Genomic DNA, 16,816 nt, shown 5'->3' with positions numbered 1-16,816 from the left:
AGGTATGATTGAACTTACGAAAGAATATATAGAGCATCTTAGGGAAGTTATCGAACTCAAAGATGAAACCGCGGCAGTGAATATGTTGCAGGAACTTTATCCTGCAGACATTGCCGAGCTATTTCAGGAACTTGACCTGGAAGAAGCTATCTATCTCTACATGCTTATGGATGGAGAGAAGGCGGCCGATGTTTTGATGGAGCTGGACGAAGAGGACCGGCGTAAACTTCTGAAGGAGCTGCCCAGCGAGCTGATTGCCAAGCGCTTTATCGACTTCATGGAGACCGACGATGCGGTTGACCTGATGCGTGAGCTTGACGAAGATACGCAGGAAGAAATTCTTTCGCATATTGAAGACGTTGAACAGGCCGGAGATATCGTAGACCTGTTGAAATACGACGAAGATACGGCCGGGGGACTTATGGGTACCGAAATGATCGTGGTGAACGAGAATTGGAGTATGCCCAAGTGTCTGGAAGAGATGAGGTCGCAGGCCGAGGAGATGGATGAGATTTATTATGTGTATGTGGTTGACGATGACGAACGGCTCAGGGGGGTTCTTCCTCTAAAAAAGATGATCACGAGTCCGTCTGTATCCAAAATCAAGCACGTGATGAAAAAGGATCCGATTGCGGTAAAGGATAGCGACAGCATCGAGGAAGTGGCTCAGACTATTGAGAAGTATGACCTTGTGGCTCTGCCCGTTATTGATAGTATCGGCCGGTTGGTAGGAAGAATCACCATCGACGACGTAATGGACGAAGTTCGAGAACAGCATGAACGCGACTATCAGTTGGCTTCAGGTATCTCGCAGGACGTGGAAACTTCGGATAATGTGATCTTACAGACTGCCGCCCGTCTTCCCTGGTTGCTTATCGGCATGATAGGGGGGTTGGGTAATTCGGTCTTACTGGGAGGTTTTGAATCGAGCTTTGCAGCGAATCCCAAAATGGCATTGTTTATTCCGCTCATCGGAGGAACCGGAGGGAACGTTGGAATCCAGTCGTCGGCAATCGTCGTTCAGGGCCTGGCCAATAATTCTTTGAAACAAGGCAATGTATGGAAACAAATCGTTAAGGAATCGGCGGTTTCATTAATCAATGCCAGCATCATCAGTCTGGTTGTTTTCATCTATAACTTCTTCATGCTGAACAACCGGGCGATTACGGCCTCGGTTTCACTTAGTCTTTTTGCTGTAGTGATGTTTGCCAGTATATTCGGCACCCTGGTTCCGATGACTCTGGATCGGTTTAAGATTGACCCGGCTTTGGCTACCGGGCCATTTATCTCCATTACAAACGACATCATCGGTATGATGATCTATATGTTTATTACGGCCGCTCTGTCTTAATCCGTAAATTTGTTAGCGCACAGGGAATCATCTTCTGTTCATCACTGATCAGAAGATGCCTCCTTTATACATATCGTCGAAATTGGTATGTTGCCCTTCAATCTTTTTAGCCTCTTCACCCTGAGGGTCAAGTTCTATGGCCTGCTTCAGATCTTCAAGCGCCTCTTTCGATTTTCCCAGCAGCGTGTAGGCCCGTCCTCTTTCGGCAAAGGCCTTGGCAAAATCGGGTTTAAGCTCGATGGCATCTGTGAACAGGTCGGCGGCTTCGGCAGGTTTCCCTTGTTTTATAAGCAATTTACCTTTCATCACGTAAGCATCTTCATTAAACGGATTCAAGTCGAGCACATACTGGTAATCCTCGTGTGCAGCATCCAGATTATCCTGTGATTCATGAATCTGTCCGCGTAGCAGATACAATGCCTCTTCCTCCGGCGAAAGTTCAAGGGCTTTCTCTACATCCGTCAGGGCTTCGTCTGCCTGTCTCATTCCCTGCAGGACTTCCGCCCTGGACAGGTATGCTTCTGTATAATCGTCTTTGAGTGCAATGGTTCGGGTAAGATCGGCCAGGGCATTCAGAAGATCGCTCAGTCCTTGGTATGCTTTGCCTCTGAGATAAAAGGCGTTGGCTAGCGTATTGTCTTTTTCTATCACATAGGTGGTGCCTTCAATTACAGATTCGTAACGCTCCATCATATAGGCCAGATTGGCGCGGGTGATCCAGGTTGACAAATGATCTGGCTCCGCCTCCACCATCTGATCGTACACCTGAGAGGCTTCTTCCAGCTGATTTACGGAAGTATAGGCTACTGCCAGATATCCCATCGTTTCAAAATCTGACTGAATTTTCAATGCTTCAAGAAAACATTTGATCGCATAGGTAACCTGACCTATTTTTTGTGCACGCACACCGTCGTACTTAAAGATATCGAAGTTTTTCTTATCTTCTTTTGCCTTGCTCTCTTCTGGCGATTCGGAACTACCGGAAAACAGTGATGTAAAGAAATTTCCCATGAGTGATTATTTTATACATGCAAATATATAAAATCATTTAGAATGCCATACTGTTTAATAACAACAAGATTCGTTATTTACTTTCAAACTAATTTAAACCGCCCATAACAATTTTACAATATATAATTTTTAATGCCTTTTTTTCTATTATTTAGAAGTTTTGACACCTTAAAGATTTCGTTTTTCAATTTTTTCACAAAAAAGGGTATGGCTCCTTCACACATTTGGTTACCTTTGCAAGCATTTGTAACCAGGCAGACTTTTATCCATTCTCCGGAAAAAGCGCCTTCTAAACTAATTTTATGGAAAACTTTGAAGTAGGAATTTTGTTAATGTCGGTTGGTATGATTACTGTATTTGTCATCTTACTGATCGTGATCTACCTTGGAAAAGGATTGATAATTCTAGTTAATAAGTATGCCCCGGAAGAGGTTATTGCAAAAAAGCAGCCCCCTACCCATTCATCCGGTTCAAATCCGTCTCTTCCCGATGCCACGTTAGCCGCAATTGTTGCCGCTGTTGGTGTTACTACGGAAGGAAAGGGCAAGGTTATAAAAGTGGAGAAGGCCTAAACTCCCCCACTTTCATTTTTTTTCGTAGTGATTCCTTGAATATTTAATACGTTTAATAGTTATATTATGAAAAGAGAAATTAAATTCAGTCTGGTCTTCAGAGACATGTGGCAATCTGCCGGAAAATATGTGCCCCGCGTAGACCAGCTTGTAAGGGTTGCTCCAGCCATCATCGAAATGGGATGTTTTGCCCGTGTTGAAACCAATGGCGGGGGCTTTGAACAGGTAAATTTACTATTCGGCGAAAATCCAAATAAAGCGGTAAGAGAATGGACCAAACCTTTTAAGGAAGCGGGTATTCAGACACACATGCTGGACCGTGCCCTGAACGGATTGCGTATGAGTCCGGTTCCTTCGGACGTACGCCAGCTGTTCTATAAGGTGAAAAAGGCACAAGGAACAGACATTACACGTACCTTTTGCGGACTGAACGATGTAAGAAATATCGCTCCTTCTATCCAATATGCCAAAGAGGCAGGAATGATCTCTCAATGTGCACTAAGTATCACTCATTCGCCCATTCATACGGTAGAATATTATACCAATATGGCTTTCGAGCTGATTGAACTTGGAGCCGACGAGATCTGTATCAAGGATATGGCCGGTATCGGACGTCCTTATTCTCTTGGTCAGATTGTTGGTAATATAAAAGCCAGACATCCGGAAATACCTATACAGTATCACAGCCATGCTGGTCCCGGATTCAATATGGCCTCCATCCTTGAAGTCTGCAAAGCTGGATGCGATTACATTGATGTAGGTATGGAACCTCTGTCATGGGGTACTGGGCATGCCGACCTGATCTCTGTTCAGGCCATGCTGAAGGATGCGGGCTTTATCGTTCCCGAGATCAACATGGAAGCTTATATGAAGGTACGCAGTATGATCCAGGAGTTTATGGATGATTTTCTTGGATTATACATCAGTCCGAAGAACCGCTTAATGAACTCACTGTTGATCGGACCGGGACTTCCGGGAGGTATGATGGGAAGTCTGATGGCGGATTTGGAAACCAACCTCGAAACAATCAACAAGAATAAAGTAAAGAACAAACAGCCGGTAATGACACAGGATCAACTGTTGATAAAACTGTTTGACGAGGTGGCCTATGTATGGCCCCGCATCGGATATCCTCCTTTGGTTACTCCGTTTAGCCAATACGTTAAGAATCTTGCCATGATGAATGTTATGCAGATGGAAAAAGGCAAAGAGCGTTGGGGTATGATTGCAGACGACATATGGGATATGATATTGGGTAAAGCCGGAAAGCTGCCCGGAACGCTTGCGCCTGAAATTGTTGAAAAGGCTAAAGAAGAAGGCCGGCAGTTCTTTGAAGGAGACCCGCAGAAGAATTACCCGGACGCGCTAGACAAATATCGTAAGCTGATGAATGAGAAGCAATGGAGTGTGGGCGAAGACGATGAAGAGCTGTTTGAGTACGCTATGCATCCGGCCCAATACGAGGCTTATCGTTCGGGCAAAGCTCAGGTTGAATTCCTGGCAGATGTTGCCAGCAGAAAAGCGGCATTACATGAAGCGCAAGCTCCTGCAGCCGTACAGGTACACCCGGCACTGCCATCTTCTCCTCAAACAATGACTGTAGATGTGAACGGACAGGCATACAAAGTAACCGTATCCTACGGAGATACAACAAATACACCGGTTCAGTCCGGCGCACCATCTGCCGCTCCTGCAGCAGCACCGGCTACCGGAAGCGGAATGGAGCTGCTATCGCCCCTTGAAGGGAAATTCTTCCTGGTGAAAAGCGCATCAGACATTCCCGTCAAGGTTGGAGACGTAGTGAAGGAGGGACAACTTCTCTGCTACATTGAAGCGATGAAAACCTACAATGCAGTTCGTTCGGAAGTGAGCGGAACTATCACGTCCATCGCTTATGGAAATGGAGATTCAGTTGTTGAAGATGATGTTTTAATGACCATACAATAATGGAAGATATTTTTCAGAACTTATATGAAATGACTGCGTTCAGCAATATCATTGCTGAACCGCAGTTCCTGATAATGTATGCCATCGCATTTATCTTACTCTACCTTGGCATAAAGAAACAATACGAACCTCTTTTATTGGTTCCCATTGCATTCGGAGTTCTGCTTGCGAACTTCCCCGGAGGCGATATGGGGGTGATACAGGCCGATGAAAACGGCATGATAGCTGTAAAAGGGGTGATGAAGAATATATGGGAGATGCCTTTACACGACATAGCTCACGAGCTGGGTCTGATGAATTTCATCTACTATATGCTTATTAAGACCGGCTTTTTACCTCCCATCATTTTCATGGGGGTTGGTGCATTGACAGATTTCGGACCTATGCTGCGTAACCTGCGTTTGTCTATTTTTGGAGCTGCGGCTCAATTGGGTATTTTTTCGGTTTTGCTGGTAGCCATTTTGATGGGCTTCACCCCTAAAGAGGCTGCAGCTTTAGGAATTATAGGCGGTGCCGATGGCCCCACAGCCATCTTTACGACCATCAAGCTGGCTCCGCATCTGCTGGGACCAATTGCAATTGCAGCCTATTCTTACATGGCACTGGTTCCAGTTATCATACCCATGGTTGTTAAGCTTCTGTGTACGAAAAACGAGCTTAAGATCAATATGAAAGAGCAGGAAAAACTATATCCGAGTGATACGGAGTTTAAAAATATGCAGGTTCTTAAGATTGTTTTTCCCATCGCCGTAACCACAGTTGTTGCCCTATTTGTGCCGTCGGCTGTTCCTTTGGTTGGTATGCTGATGTTCGGTAATCTGGTAAAGGAAATCGGAACAAATACATTCCGGTTGTTCGATGCGGCATCCAACAGTATCATGAATGCCGCCACCATATTTCTGGGACTTTCGGTAGGTGCAACCATGACTACGACCGCTTTTTTAAATCTACAGACAATCGGAATTGTGATTGGAGGATTCTTAGCTTTTGCCTTGTCTATATCCGGTGGAATTCTGATGGTAAAACTATTTAATTTATTCAGTAAGAAGAAAATAAACCCATTAATCGGCGCTACCGGATTAAGTGCGGTACCGATGGCTTCACGTGTAGCCAATGAGATCGCCCTAAAATATGATCCTAAAAATCATGTCCTTCAGTATTGCATGTCCAGCAATATTTCGGGAGTAATAGGATCTGCTGTCGCTGCCGGGGTACTTATATCATTCTTATCTTAATAAGTTAGACGACAAGCTAAAAAAAGGAGTTTGAAGGATTAATCCTCTAAACTCCTTTTTTTTTGTTCTTTTTAAGGATTATTGATTAATTTATAAGAAATAATTGAAATAAAATGTGGCTATAAAAAAATAATTAGTTTAATTTGTGACAGATATAGGAATAATCATCCTTTTTTAAATATGACTGAATTATGAGCGACATTCTTGAGACTAATTTGCCGGCAGAAGAAAACGCAGGCAAATTGGAAGAAGCTAACGTTCCGGAGGTAACACCGGAAATTACAGTATCGGATATGGAAACAGAAGATTCGACAGACACTGTTGCATCCGGAGCTGTAGGTAAATTATCAAAAGAAGAAATTCTTAGCAAGTTATCCGATCTGGTTGAAGTATCCGTGGAGGAGTCGCGGAGTGAAATTGAATCACTCAAGCAAGCCTATTACAAAATTCGAAGGAACGAAGTGGAAGAGCTCAAAAAAACGTTTCTTGAAAATGGAGGGGACGAAAAAGACTTTTCTGCTCCTGTAGACGAGATCGAGACTCAAATAAAGAATCTGCTCAATGTATATAAAGAAAAAAGAGCTGCCCTTGTAGCTGAAGAAGAACGCGTTAAAGAGGCTAACTATGCCTTGAAACTGCAGTTGATCGAACAGCTGAAACAGCTTACTGAAAGTCAGGAAGACTTTAACAAACTATACAACGACTTTAAAGACATCCAGAATCGCTGGAAAGAGGTTAAAGCAGTTCCTCAGGAGTTTGCCAATGAACTTTGGAAAAATTACCAGATTTATTCAGAGAAGTTCTACGACATAATAAAAATAAACAACCAGTTCCGGGATTACGACTTTAAGAAAAACCTGGAATTAAAGACAGCGCTGTGTGAAACTGTTGAGAAGCTGGAGGAAGAACCCGATATTATCTCGGCATTTCACCAACTTCAAAAACTTCATCAGCAATGGAAAGAGATCGGTCCTGTTTCGAAAGAATTACGTGAAGAGCTTTGGACTCGTTTCAAAAATGCATCAACAGCAATAAATAAGAAACATCAGGCTCATTTCGAAGGATTGAAATCCCGCGAACAAGAAAACCTGGATGCTAAAACCGCTATCTGTGAAGAGATTGAGGCCATCGATATGGATGCCCTTAAAACCTTCAAAGACTGGGAAGAGATGAACAAGCAGGTTATTGCTCTCCAGGAAAAATGGAAGACAATCGGCTTTGCCCCTAAAAAAGCAAATGTAAAGATATTTGAACGTTTCCGTGCCGCCTGTGATGCCTATTTCAATAGGAAGAACGATTTTTACAAGGCTATCAAAAATGATATGGAACGCAACCTTGAATTGAAAAAGGCATTGTGTGAAAAGGCGGAAGCATTAAAAGACAGTACGGACTGGAAAGATAGTACTGATAAACTGATTGCGTTACAGAAAGAATGGAAAACAATCGGTTCTGTAGCCCGCAAACACTCTGATACAATCTGGAAGCGCTTCATTTCGGCATGCGACTATTTCTTCGAACAGAAGAACAAGAATGTATCTTCTCAGAAATCGGTTGAACAAGATAACCTGGCTGCTAAAAAACAATTGATTGAGAAAGTAAACTCTTTGGATGAATCTCTTAAGGCAGATCAGGCAGTATCCGTATTAAAAGGTCTGATTGCAGAATGGAACACAATCGGTCATGTACCTTTCAAAGAAAAAGACAAGGTATATAAAGAATTCCATGACGCAGTAGACAAACAGTTCGACCGTCTTAAAGTAGGTCAGGCTGAGCGCAAAATGCAGAGCTTCCGCAGCAGCATCACCGACATGAATAGTGGTGAAAAGGGGAAAAACAAGCTTTACGGCGAACGTGAACGATTGATGCGTTACTACGAACGACTAAAAACCGAAGTTCAGACTTACGAAAACAATATTGGATTCTTAAGCGTTTCTTCCAAAGGCGGAAGCGGTTTGGTAAAAGAGATGGAACGTAAGATTGAAAACCTGAAAGAAGAGATGGCACTTACAGTGAAAAAGATAGATGCCATTGATGAGAATCTGGAATAGAAAAAAAATGAAGAAGCCGTTTCCTACAGAGACGGCTTCTTTTTTCATATAAACATGCGTTATATTCACTATTTTAATCCAGGTCACGAGATGGCCGTACTTCAGGGACAGCCTTCCTATACAGCGCCTTCCAATGTCCACAAGATGATGAAGGAGCTTGAGTTATTACCGCTATGGTATGCAGACAGCCAGGATTTCGTGTTAGTCGATAATCCCGAAAAAATTAAAGAATTGAATCGGCCTAACGAATTTGGGCCTATGGCTTCTCCGGTATCTACTGAGTTCATCCTAAAAAAAGGGTCGACTCTACCTCCTGCAACCATTAATCCTTGGGGAGTATCGTTTCATAGTCTGCATATGTTTTCCAATTTGAAGAAGCTAAGCGGCTGGCCGCTGGTTATTCCCCAATGGAACCCTGCCTACACCAAGCTCTGTGGACGACAAACCGCGGCCCTATGTTTAAAGAGAATAATTGAAATCGAGCCATCCGTTGGAGAAATCGTAATTCCTGTATTTTGCAACTCGCTGGAAGAGGTGTACAAAGAGCTGAAAACCGCTTCTTTTCCGGTAATCTGCAAGATGCCTTATTCTTCATCGGGAAGGGGACTCCTTTGGCTGGATTCATCAGAACTGGTTACCTCTGAAAGTAATTGGATAAAAGGGGCATTAAACAAACAAGGGACTATAAGCATAGAAGCCGCTCTGAATAAAGTGCAGGATTTTGCAATGGAGTTCTATTCCAACGGGCAGGGAACAATAGAATATAAGGGACTTTCTCTTTTTTCTACGGAAAGAAGGGGGGCATATTCCGGGAATATACTGGAAAGTCAGCAGAGACTGAAGGAGAGGCTCTCTTCTTATTTAGGTGAAGAACTTATTGACGCCGTACGAGATGCTGTCAAAGAGGTGCTGGAGACAGTCTATGGCACGCAATACACGGGTTACCTTGGTGTAGATATGCTTGTATATAAAGACAAGCAGGACAAGTACAAGATACACCCTTGTATTGAGGTAAATATGAGGTACACCATGGGAATGCTCGCTGTTCATTTATACGAACGCTATATGGCGGCAAATTCAGCCGGTAGATTTATCATCGATTTTCATAAGAAAGCAGGAGAAGCACAAAAGACACACCGTATGCTTCAGGAGAAAAATCCACTGTTTTTTGAAGAAAATAAGTTACGTTCTGGTTACTTACCACTTTGTCCGGTTACAGAAAACAGCCATTATATTGCTTATATAATGGCCTCTGCTACTTGTTCTTGATCAGATTGATAAATTCTTCCCTGGTTTTGGCTTGCTGAAAAAAACCGGTAAAATCAGATGTTGTAGTAAGCGAATTCTGCTTCTCTACACCCCGCATCTGCATACACATATGCTGAGCTTCAATAACGACCATAACACCCAGCGGATTTAACGTATTCTGGATACACTCTTTGATTTGCAGCGTCATGCGCTCCTGAATCTGTAATCTGCGGGCAAAAATATCAACAACCCGGGGTATTTTACTTAATCCGGTGATATATTTATTCGGTATATAAGCAACATGCGCCTTCCCAAAAAAAGGCAACATATGATGCTCACAGAGAGAAAAGAAATCAATATCCTTTACAATAACCATCTGTTTGTATCCCTCTTCCTCGAACATAGCCGCCGACAACACCTTCTGTGGGTCTTCGTCATATCCTTTCGTAAGAAATTGCATCGCTTTGGCAACCCTTTCAGGAGTTTTGATAAGCCCCTCACGCTCCACATTTTCACCTAGCAGATCCAGAATGCGTGAATAATGCAATGCCAGCTCTTCTCTTTTAAGTAAAGTTTCTTCTTTAACTTCTTTCATCTTTGATTATGCAAATTTAGAGAGGAATATTAACTTCTTCTTTAACAATATATATTTCCTTACCATAGGTAGGAAAAGCTTCCACCAGCTTTCTTTTTAGGTCATAAGCCTCCTCATGACTACGGAAATCACCCACTCGCAACTTCCAGAAAGGAGCTGTATAAGTCACATAGGTAGTCAGCTCAGGGAATATTTCCTTAATTTCTTTTTCCCTTTTGAATGCTTCATCTTTAGAAAGCCGTTGATTTCCGGTAAATACCTGAGCCCGAAATCCCTGTACTTTTATAAAAGCATCATTACCGGTTCGCTGTACTTTATCTCCGGCCAATCGTACACCTACCATCTTCTTAATGGAAGGATCTTGATTAACCACCACCTTTCCTTTCGAAAGCGAAGGCTCCTGAAATGCATCAAAAATAGTGGTTGTGGCAGTTAAGTCAGAGTTTACCTCCTGAGCAAAGGCAGAGTGAGACGTCAGAAAAGCAGCTGTGATTAAAGCTACATATGAAAATTTTCTCATAGGCTTATTTTATGAATAAAAGAATAGGGACACTTCGGGTTACGAAGCGTCCCCTTTGAATCATTTAATATCAAAATGCTTCGATAATCGGCATGAATTTATCCACAGCCAAAGAAGCACCACCAATCAGACCACCGTCTACATCCGGATTAGCAAACAATTCTTTTGCATTTGAAGCATTACAGCTACCTCCGTAAAGAATTGAGCAATCGTCGGCAACAGTCTGTCCATACTTGCCAGCAATTGTCTGACGGATATGTGCATGAATTTCCTGAGCTTGATCAGCTGTAGCAGTTTTACCTGTTCCAATTGCCCAAACCGGTTCGTAAGCCAATACCAATTTACCAAAATCTTCGGCAGAAAGATCAAACAAAGAGCCAGCAATCTGAGCATCAACAACTTCAAAATGCGTTCCGGCTTCTCTTTCTTCCAGAACTTCACCGATACAGAAAATAGGTGTAAGTCCGTTTGCCAATGCCAATAAAACTTTTTCTTTCAGAATTTCGGCTGTTTCGTTATAATAAGCGCGTCTTTCTGAATGGCCAAGTATCACATACTTTGCACCTGTAGATGCAACCATAGCAGCCGATACCTCTCCTGTATATGCACCACTGTTTTTGTCGGCGCAATTCTCTGCAGCTACACCAATTTTGTTTGTGTCGATTGCAGCAGCAATACTTGCCAAATGAGTAAATGGAGTACCGATTACTACATCACAGTTGATTGCCTTGCCTTTCAGGGCAGCATCCAAACCTTTTGCCAGTTCAAGACCTTCTTGCAGCGTGGTGTTCATTTTCCAGTTACCTGCAACAATATTTTTTCTCATGTCTTAATTAATTAAATATATAATATAAAATATCAACTCTCAATTTGCTTATCAGAACGTTTCCTCCGATTTCTAAAATAATCATATATCCAAACAAGCAGCAAAGGTACGGTAAAACTCAATAACATGAATAATATACCGTCATCTTCTTTTGGATTAACAGACTTCCCGTCCAGATGGTTCTGCATTGTTTCTTTAATGTAATCCTCGTCAGGCAAATCGTTGGGATTCCATTTTGCCCGAATTACCCCGTCATTAATAAGAATCAATCCCGGATTAGCACGAATCATAGTCTTAAGTAAAACATCATCCGTTGTAATAAATGTATATTCCGAACCCGTATTATTTTCCCAGTCGGTCATTGATTCACGGGAAGACCCTGTTAAACAATAAAACGGATACCCCTGTTCCTGGGCAAAGTCAAATACATTATTTATTGCATCGATATTTTTATCGTCCGCCTTTTCTATTGAAGGAATAACAAGCCAGAACATTGGCCCTTTGTTACGAAGAACTTCATCCGTAATATCAACTGATGCACTGTCATACAGTACAAATCCGGGAACCGGGGGTACATACCCCTTCTTAATCAAATCGGAACGCGAGCTAACGTATGTCCAGGTAGAATCATCCGCAGGATAATTTTCCAATGAGAATTCTTTCTTTACTCCGTCCTTTTCGTAGGTAAAATAATATGCATACTCATCGGCAGGCGCATTGTCGGGTATCGACACCAATACCGGAATATCGGCCCCTACTTTGAACGGTCTGAAATCAATAATGGGGAGATGACTGTAATTACTGTAGTTAAAGCCTATACAGAATAAATAGGCAAATAGCGTAACAAACCAATAGGCCTTAAAGGTATAGAAATTACATATATACCGATTATAGATAAAAGCGACTACTGCTGCGGCTAGCAGAACTATATTTTTTAAAAAAGTTTCCCAGTTTGTCAGAACTATTGCATCACCGAAACATCCACAATCCGACACCGGATTAAATAGTGCCAGATAGAGGGTGAGAGGAGTCATAAACAACATAAATACCAGAACAAAAAAGGATGAATACCTGCGATACACCCCTAGCAGCATACAAACGCCCAAGGTGAATTCGGCAGCCGAAAGACAGAAAGTCAGCAGCAATTCAAAAGAAGACAGCCAGGTAAAACCAAAAGCCATAAGATAGTCGCCGATCTTTATTGCTCCACCAACCGGATCAATAGCCTTAACTATTCCCGAAAAAATAAAAACAACGCCAATCAGCAAACGGCTAATTTCCGCAACTACTTTTTTTACCAGCTCTGTCCTAACCATATCACTCCTCTCCGAATTCTAATTTTATCAGTCCAAAGATTGCATAGTTAATCATATCCATATAATTCGCATCTATTCCTTCCGAAACGATGGTCTTGCCATTATGCGATTCGATTTGTTTTGTACGATAAATCTTCATCAGAATTAAATCTGTATAGGAGCTGATACGCATACTTCGCCAGGCTTCGTCATAATCATGATTTTTAGCATACATCAACTCTTTTGTTTCAGTAATATATTTATCATACAGAGTCATCGCCTCTTCGGCTGTCATATCGGTAGTATCGGCAAAACCTTTCGCAAGTTGTATCAACCCTATCACCCCATAGTTGACAATGCCTATAAATTCGGGCTTTATGCCTTCATCCACCATACTGACACCCTTCAACTCAAGACTCCGTATTCTATTTGCCTTGATGAATATTTGATCAGTAATTGACTGTGGACGCATTATCCTCCAGGAAGGACCATAATCAACCAGTTTTTTCTGGAATAAATCCCGACAAAGGGCTATAACCTTTTCAAATTGTGCTATTGTATCTGCCATATGAAGATAAAATTATGGTACAAAGATAATAAAAAACGACAAAAGGCACAGAAGCTACTAAGCAACTGTGCCTTTTGTTCTATAAATGTGACGTTACGAACAACGCAATGAACGTCCGAGTCGTAAAGTTGTTGTCTTGGAAATGCCATTCAATTCGCAAATCTTACCTACAGAAGTACCGTACTTACGTGCGATAGCACCTAAAGTGTCGCCAGATTTGATACGATGATAGGTTGCATTATTGTCTGATGATGTTTCGACAGTAATATTCTTTTTCTTACTGCTTGATACCGTTGATTTTTCATCGTTGCCCGACTCATTCTTAACAGAAGCCGTACGTGTTGTTGAACCTGCACTGCAACGGATTGCCTGACCTAAACGTAAAACGGAAGTGCTCTTCAATCCATTCAATTTACACAGCTGACTTACGGACGTTCCATACCGGCGGGCAATTGCGCCCAATGTATCTCCTGATTTCACCCGGTGATAAACCATCTGATCTCCTGAAGAGGTATATACATTACTGTTTCTGCCATTGATCTTTACATTATGGAAAACATACAAATCCTCGTGAGGAACTCCATTTTCAAAATCAATAATATCAGCAGGGTCTATATCTTTACCCAGGAAGCGTGTTTCAAAATGAAGATGTGAGCCCGTTGAACGGCCGGTATTTCCTCCTAAAGCAATCGGATCACCAGCCTTAACTTGGTCGTTCACATCAACCAGAAAATGAGAAAGGTGTCCGTAAATAGTTTCAAGACCGTTGGGATGGCGAACCACCACGTAGTAACCGTATCCTCTTCTCTCGTAATTCTTGATACGGATTTTACCGTCAAATGCGGCACGGATTGTATCACCTATCTGCACCTTCAAGTCTATTCCGCGGTGCATTCTGCGTCTTCGCGGACCATACTTTGAAGTTACGTTTACTTCGCTGGTTACAGGCAGAACAAAAGTTGAACAGTCAATACGAAAAGAATCAGGTAAAGTAAGATCCTCTTTCTTATAGGGATTCACCCAGCGGTTGTCCCAAATTGAACCGTATAACTCATCGGCAGGAAACATTTTGTCTTCTTCAGCCAATTCTGCCTCCAACATTTTGGAATTTAAATCCGACAGCTCTTTAGCTGCCATTTCTTTTTTAAAGCCAACGCGATCGGCCATAAGTTCCGTAACCTTTGTGTCCATTTGACGCATACGGTTTGCAACTTTCTTTTTTACGGGAGTCAGCGGAGTTGCCGCTGATGCCACAAAAAAGAAACCGCAGAGGAATAATAATGTTCTTATGCTCATTTGTTGTATAATTAACTTAAATAGGGGGGTGACCAACCGATAGACATATCGGGTTACATAGCCAACATGTCAAAGTTCGTATTTTAGAGTATACCAGCCAAACTAATTGAAGAAAAATTTCGGCAATAAGTCTAAACAAGATTTAAAATACAACTTTAAATTATTGAATTAAAGCAAATTAGATCAAAGCATGTTTTACAACACATTAACTAATCATTCCCCAGTTTATTTTGTTGGAAAAAAGCTTCTTAAGCTTATAGTTCAGCATTCGATTTCTATCTTCCGTAAGGTCCGGATCTTCGGCTAATATCATTTGAGCCATATCACGGGCATATTGAAGCAGCTGACCGTCTGCTGCGAGATCGGCAATTTTGAGATCTATCCCCTCGCCGCTCTGCCGGGTGCCTTCCAGATCTCCGTGACCACGAAGGCGAAGGTCGGCTTCCGCAATTTCAAAGCCATCATTACTGTTAACCATAATTTCAAGGCGCTTACGGGTATCATTGCTGAGCTTGTAGGAAGACACAAGTACACAGTATGACTGCTCGGCACCCCTTCCCACCCTGCCTCTCAGCTGATGCAATTGCGACAATCCGAATCTTTCGGCGCTTTCAATAACCATCACTGAAGCATTAGGGACATTGACACCCACCTCTATAACAGTAGTAGCCAATAATATATGAGCTTCACCTGAGATGAATCGTTTCATTTCGGCCTCTTTATCGGCCGCCTTCATCCGTCCGTGCACCATACTCACCGTAAATTCGGGGAAAACATCCTTAAAAATCTCATATCCCTCTTCCAAGTCCTTGTAGTCCAGCTTCTCACTTCCTTCAATAAGTGGAAAAACCACATAAACCTGCCTGCCCAGGTTGATTTCCTTTCTTAAAAATTCGTATAGCAGCTTCTTATTGGTATCGTATCGATGGACTGTCTTAATCGGTTTCCTGCCGGGAGGCAATTCGTCTATTACAGACACATCCAGGTCCCCATAAAGCGTCATAGCCAGGGTACGCGGGATGGGTGTGGCAGTCATAACCAACACATGCGGGATCTGCTTGTTTTTTTTCCATAACCTGGAACGCTGCTCAACACCAAAGCGATGTTGCTCGTCGATGATAGCCAATCCAAGGGATGAAAACACAACGGTATCTTCTATCAGGGCATGTGTTCCAATTAAAATCTGAATCTCTCCTTCGGCTATCTGTGCCAGCAAACGTTCCCGTTCCTTCTTTCGCGTTGAACCGGTAAGGAGAGCCACCTTCACATCCATATCTTTCAAGAAACCTTCGACTGTTGCAAAATGCTGGGTTGCCAGAATTTCGGTTGGAGCCATCATACAGGCCTGATACCCATTATCCAAAGCCAAAAGCATCGACAACAAGGCAACCAAGGTTTTCCCACTACCGACATCCCCCTGCAGCAAGCGGTTCATTTGTCTGCCGCTTCCCATATCGGTACGTATCTCGCGCACCACCCTCTTTTGAGCCCCTGTAAGTTCAAACGGCAGATATTCAGAATAGAAGGTATTAAAGTAGGACCCAACACGCGAAAAGACCAGCCCCTTGATGCGCATCTTACGCTGACTGGAAGTCTGCAGCATATTTAACTGGATATAAAATAGCTCTTCAAACTTCAAACGAGTCTGTGCTTCACGTAACTTTTCGGCCGAATCCGGGAAATGAATCTGACACATGGCTTCTTCAAAAGAAATCATGCCAACACGCTTTAAAAGATATTCCGGCAATAAATCGGTCAATTCATCCAGCGATGAATACAATACATTATACACCAGATTCTGAATCGCCCGGGAATTCAAAAAAGCTTTTTTCATCTTTTCTGTAGTTGAATAGTAAGGAGTCAACCCAGAGGCCACCTGCTCCAAACTACTAATGGGATCAATATCCGGATGCGGAATACTAAATACCCTTCCAAAAGCAACCGGTTTACCGAAAACAATAAAATCCACGCCCGGTTTATATTTCTCCAGAATATAATGAACCCCTTTGAACCAAACCAGATCAATCACCCCGGTACCATCGGTAAATTTACCTATCAATCGTTTGCTCTTGCCTTCGCCTACTGTCTCAAAATATTGAAAACGTCCTTTTAGCTGAATATAGGGCATATTACCCTCTATTTCGCTAATCTTATAAAATCTGGAACGATCAATGTATTTATAAGGATAAAAGCTTAATAAATCGGCATAGGAACGTACACCGATCTCTTTTTCAAGAAGTTCGGCTTTCTTTGGACCTACCCCCGGTAAATAAACAATCGATCTTCTTTCCAGGTCAATCATAT

Annotated in this window: 13 protein-coding genes and 2 pseudogenes; 7 read left to right on the top strand and 8 right to left on the bottom strand. The window is 42.4% G+C overall.

Features of this window, described 5'->3' with window-relative positions:
* Window positions 1-4: 4 nt before the first annotated feature.
* Window positions 5-1,351 (top strand): magnesium transporter, encoded by a 1,347-nt coding sequence (gene mgtE, locus F5613_RS12900; protein ID WP_068186351.1) that lies wholly within the window; start codon window positions 5-7, stop codon window positions 1,349-1,351.
* 48 nt (window positions 1,352-1,399) lie between these two features.
* Here the strand turns inward: mgtE and F5613_RS12895 are convergent, their stop codons facing one another.
* Window positions 1,400-2,362, bottom strand: a complete 963-nt coding sequence (locus F5613_RS12895) for a tetratricopeptide repeat protein (protein ID WP_179400068.1) — start codon at window positions 2,360-2,362, stop codon at window positions 1,400-1,402.
* Window positions 2,363-2,664: 302 nt separating this feature from the next.
* On the opposite strand from F5613_RS12895, the gene F5613_RS12890 reads away from it, so the two are divergent.
* The 6 genes and pseudogenes from F5613_RS12890 (at window position 2,665) to F5613_RS12870 (ending at window position 9,433) form a co-directional block, all read left to right on the top strand.
* Window positions 2,665-2,934 carry an OadG family protein gene (locus tag F5613_RS12890; RefSeq protein WP_068186361.1) on the top strand — a complete coding sequence of 90 codons (270 nt, stop codon included), beginning with the start codon at window positions 2,665-2,667 and terminating at the stop codon, window positions 2,932-2,934.
* 66 nt (window positions 2,935-3,000) lie between these two features.
* A pseudogene (locus tag F5613_RS12885) lies at window positions 3,001-4,500 on the top strand (oxaloacetate decarboxylase); the annotation flags it as partial.
* A gap of 18 nt (window positions 4,501-4,518) precedes the next feature.
* Window positions 4,519-4,881, top strand: a pseudogene (locus F5613_RS16710) (acetyl-CoA carboxylase biotin carboxyl carrier protein); the annotation flags it as partial.
* The gene (locus F5613_RS12880; RefSeq protein ID WP_179400066.1) at window positions 4,881-6,116 is read left to right on the top strand and encodes a sodium ion-translocating decarboxylase subunit beta; all 1,236 of its coding nucleotides are present in this window, start codon (window positions 4,881-4,883) and stop codon (window positions 6,114-6,116) included. The pseudogene F5613_RS16710 and the gene F5613_RS12880, both read left to right, overlap by 1 nt.
* Before the next feature lie 191 nt (window positions 6,117-6,307).
* Complete coding sequence (locus tag F5613_RS12875; protein WP_079682084.1) at window positions 6,308-8,164, top strand: DUF349 domain-containing protein; 1,857 nt, start codon at window positions 6,308-6,310, stop codon at window positions 8,162-8,164.
* A gap of 90 nt (window positions 8,165-8,254) precedes the next feature.
* Window positions 8,255-9,433 (top strand): hypothetical protein, encoded by a 1,179-nt coding sequence (locus F5613_RS12870; protein ID WP_179400065.1) that lies wholly within the window; start codon window positions 8,255-8,257, stop codon window positions 9,431-9,433.
* Here F5613_RS12870 and folE read toward each other — a convergent pair.
* The 7 genes from folE to recG all read right to left on the bottom strand — a co-directional run bounded on the left by folE (window position 9,420) and on the right by recG (window position 16,814).
* The gene (gene folE, locus F5613_RS12865) at window positions 9,420-10,007 is read right to left on the bottom strand and encodes a GTP cyclohydrolase I FolE (RefSeq protein WP_179400064.1); all 588 of its coding nucleotides are present in this window, start codon (window positions 10,005-10,007) and stop codon (window positions 9,420-9,422) included. The two genes, F5613_RS12870 and folE, sit on opposite strands and share 14 nt — an antisense overlap.
* A gap of 16 nt (window positions 10,008-10,023) precedes the next feature.
* Complete coding sequence (locus tag F5613_RS12860; RefSeq protein ID WP_079682086.1) at window positions 10,024-10,527, bottom strand: cell division protein; 504 nt, start codon at window positions 10,525-10,527, stop codon at window positions 10,024-10,026.
* Window positions 10,528-10,597: 70 nt separating this feature from the next.
* Complete coding sequence (gene tpiA / locus F5613_RS12855; RefSeq protein ID WP_179400063.1) at window positions 10,598-11,353, bottom strand: triose-phosphate isomerase; 756 nt, start codon at window positions 11,351-11,353, stop codon at window positions 10,598-10,600.
* A 32-nt stretch (window positions 11,354-11,385) separates the two neighbouring features.
* A complete protein-coding gene (locus F5613_RS12850) occupies window positions 11,386-12,669 on the bottom strand; it encodes a BT_3928 family protein (protein ID WP_179400062.1) in 1,284 nt (427 codons plus the stop codon).
* Window position 12,670: 1 nt separating this feature from the next.
* Window positions 12,671-13,216 carry a DUF1599 domain-containing protein gene (locus F5613_RS12845; RefSeq protein WP_179400061.1) on the bottom strand — a complete coding sequence of 182 codons (546 nt, stop codon included), beginning with the start codon at window positions 13,214-13,216 and terminating at the stop codon, window positions 12,671-12,673.
* 93 nt (window positions 13,217-13,309) lie between these two features.
* Window positions 13,310-14,512: a M23 family metallopeptidase gene (locus F5613_RS12840; RefSeq protein ID WP_179400060.1), complete on the bottom strand. Its 1,203-nt coding sequence runs from the start codon at window positions 14,510-14,512 to the stop codon at window positions 13,310-13,312.
* A 205-nt stretch (window positions 14,513-14,717) separates the two neighbouring features.
* A complete protein-coding gene (gene recG, locus F5613_RS12835) occupies window positions 14,718-16,814 on the bottom strand; it encodes an ATP-dependent DNA helicase RecG (protein WP_179400059.1) in 2,097 nt (698 codons plus the stop codon).
* Window positions 16,815-16,816: the final 2 nt, after the last annotated feature.

The sequence above is a fragment of the Macellibacteroides fermentans genome (assembly GCF_013409575.1).
GTDB classification, from domain to species: domain Bacteria; phylum Bacteroidota; class Bacteroidia; order Bacteroidales; family Tannerellaceae; genus Macellibacteroides; species Macellibacteroides fermentans.
The sequence above is the reverse complement of the archived record's forward strand: the minus strand, read 5'-3'. Positions and strand labels throughout refer to the sequence as shown.

Coding starts and splice junctions, on each gene's coding strand:
- mgtE (WP_068186351.1), top strand. CDS start 5: ATGATTGAACTTACGAAAGAATATATAGAGCATCTTAGGGAAGTTATC.
- F5613_RS12895 (WP_179400068.1), bottom strand. CDS start 2,362: ATGGGAAATTTCTTTACATCACTGTTTTCCGGTAGTTCCGAATCGCCA.
- F5613_RS12890 (WP_068186361.1), top strand. CDS start 2,665: ATGGAAAACTTTGAAGTAGGAATTTTGTTAATGTCGGTTGGTATGATT.
- F5613_RS12880 (WP_179400066.1), top strand. CDS start 4,881: ATGGAAGATATTTTTCAGAACTTATATGAAATGACTGCGTTCAGCAAT.
- F5613_RS12875 (WP_079682084.1), top strand. CDS start 6,308: ATGAGCGACATTCTTGAGACTAATTTGCCGGCAGAAGAAAACGCAGGC.
- F5613_RS12870 (WP_179400065.1), top strand. CDS start 8,255: ATGGCCGTACTTCAGGGACAGCCTTCCTATACAGCGCCTTCCAATGTC.
- folE (WP_179400064.1), bottom strand. CDS start 10,007: ATGAAAGAAGTTAAAGAAGAAACTTTACTTAAAAGAGAAGAGCTGGCA.
- F5613_RS12860 (WP_079682086.1), bottom strand. CDS start 10,527: ATGAGAAAATTTTCATATGTAGCTTTAATCACAGCTGCTTTTCTGACG.
- tpiA (WP_179400063.1), bottom strand. CDS start 11,353: ATGAGAAAAAATATTGTTGCAGGTAACTGGAAAATGAACACCACGCTG.
- F5613_RS12850 (WP_179400062.1), bottom strand. CDS start 12,669: ATGGTTAGGACAGAGCTGGTAAAAAAAGTAGTTGCGGAAATTAGCCGT.
- F5613_RS12845 (WP_179400061.1), bottom strand. CDS start 13,216: ATGGCAGATACAATAGCACAATTTGAAAAGGTTATAGCCCTTTGTCGG.
- F5613_RS12840 (WP_179400060.1), bottom strand. CDS start 14,512: ATGAGCATAAGAACATTATTATTCCTCTGCGGTTTCTTTTTTGTGGCA.
- recG (WP_179400059.1), bottom strand. CDS start 16,814: ATGATTGACCTGGAAAGAAGATCGATTGTTTATTTACCGGGGGTAGGT.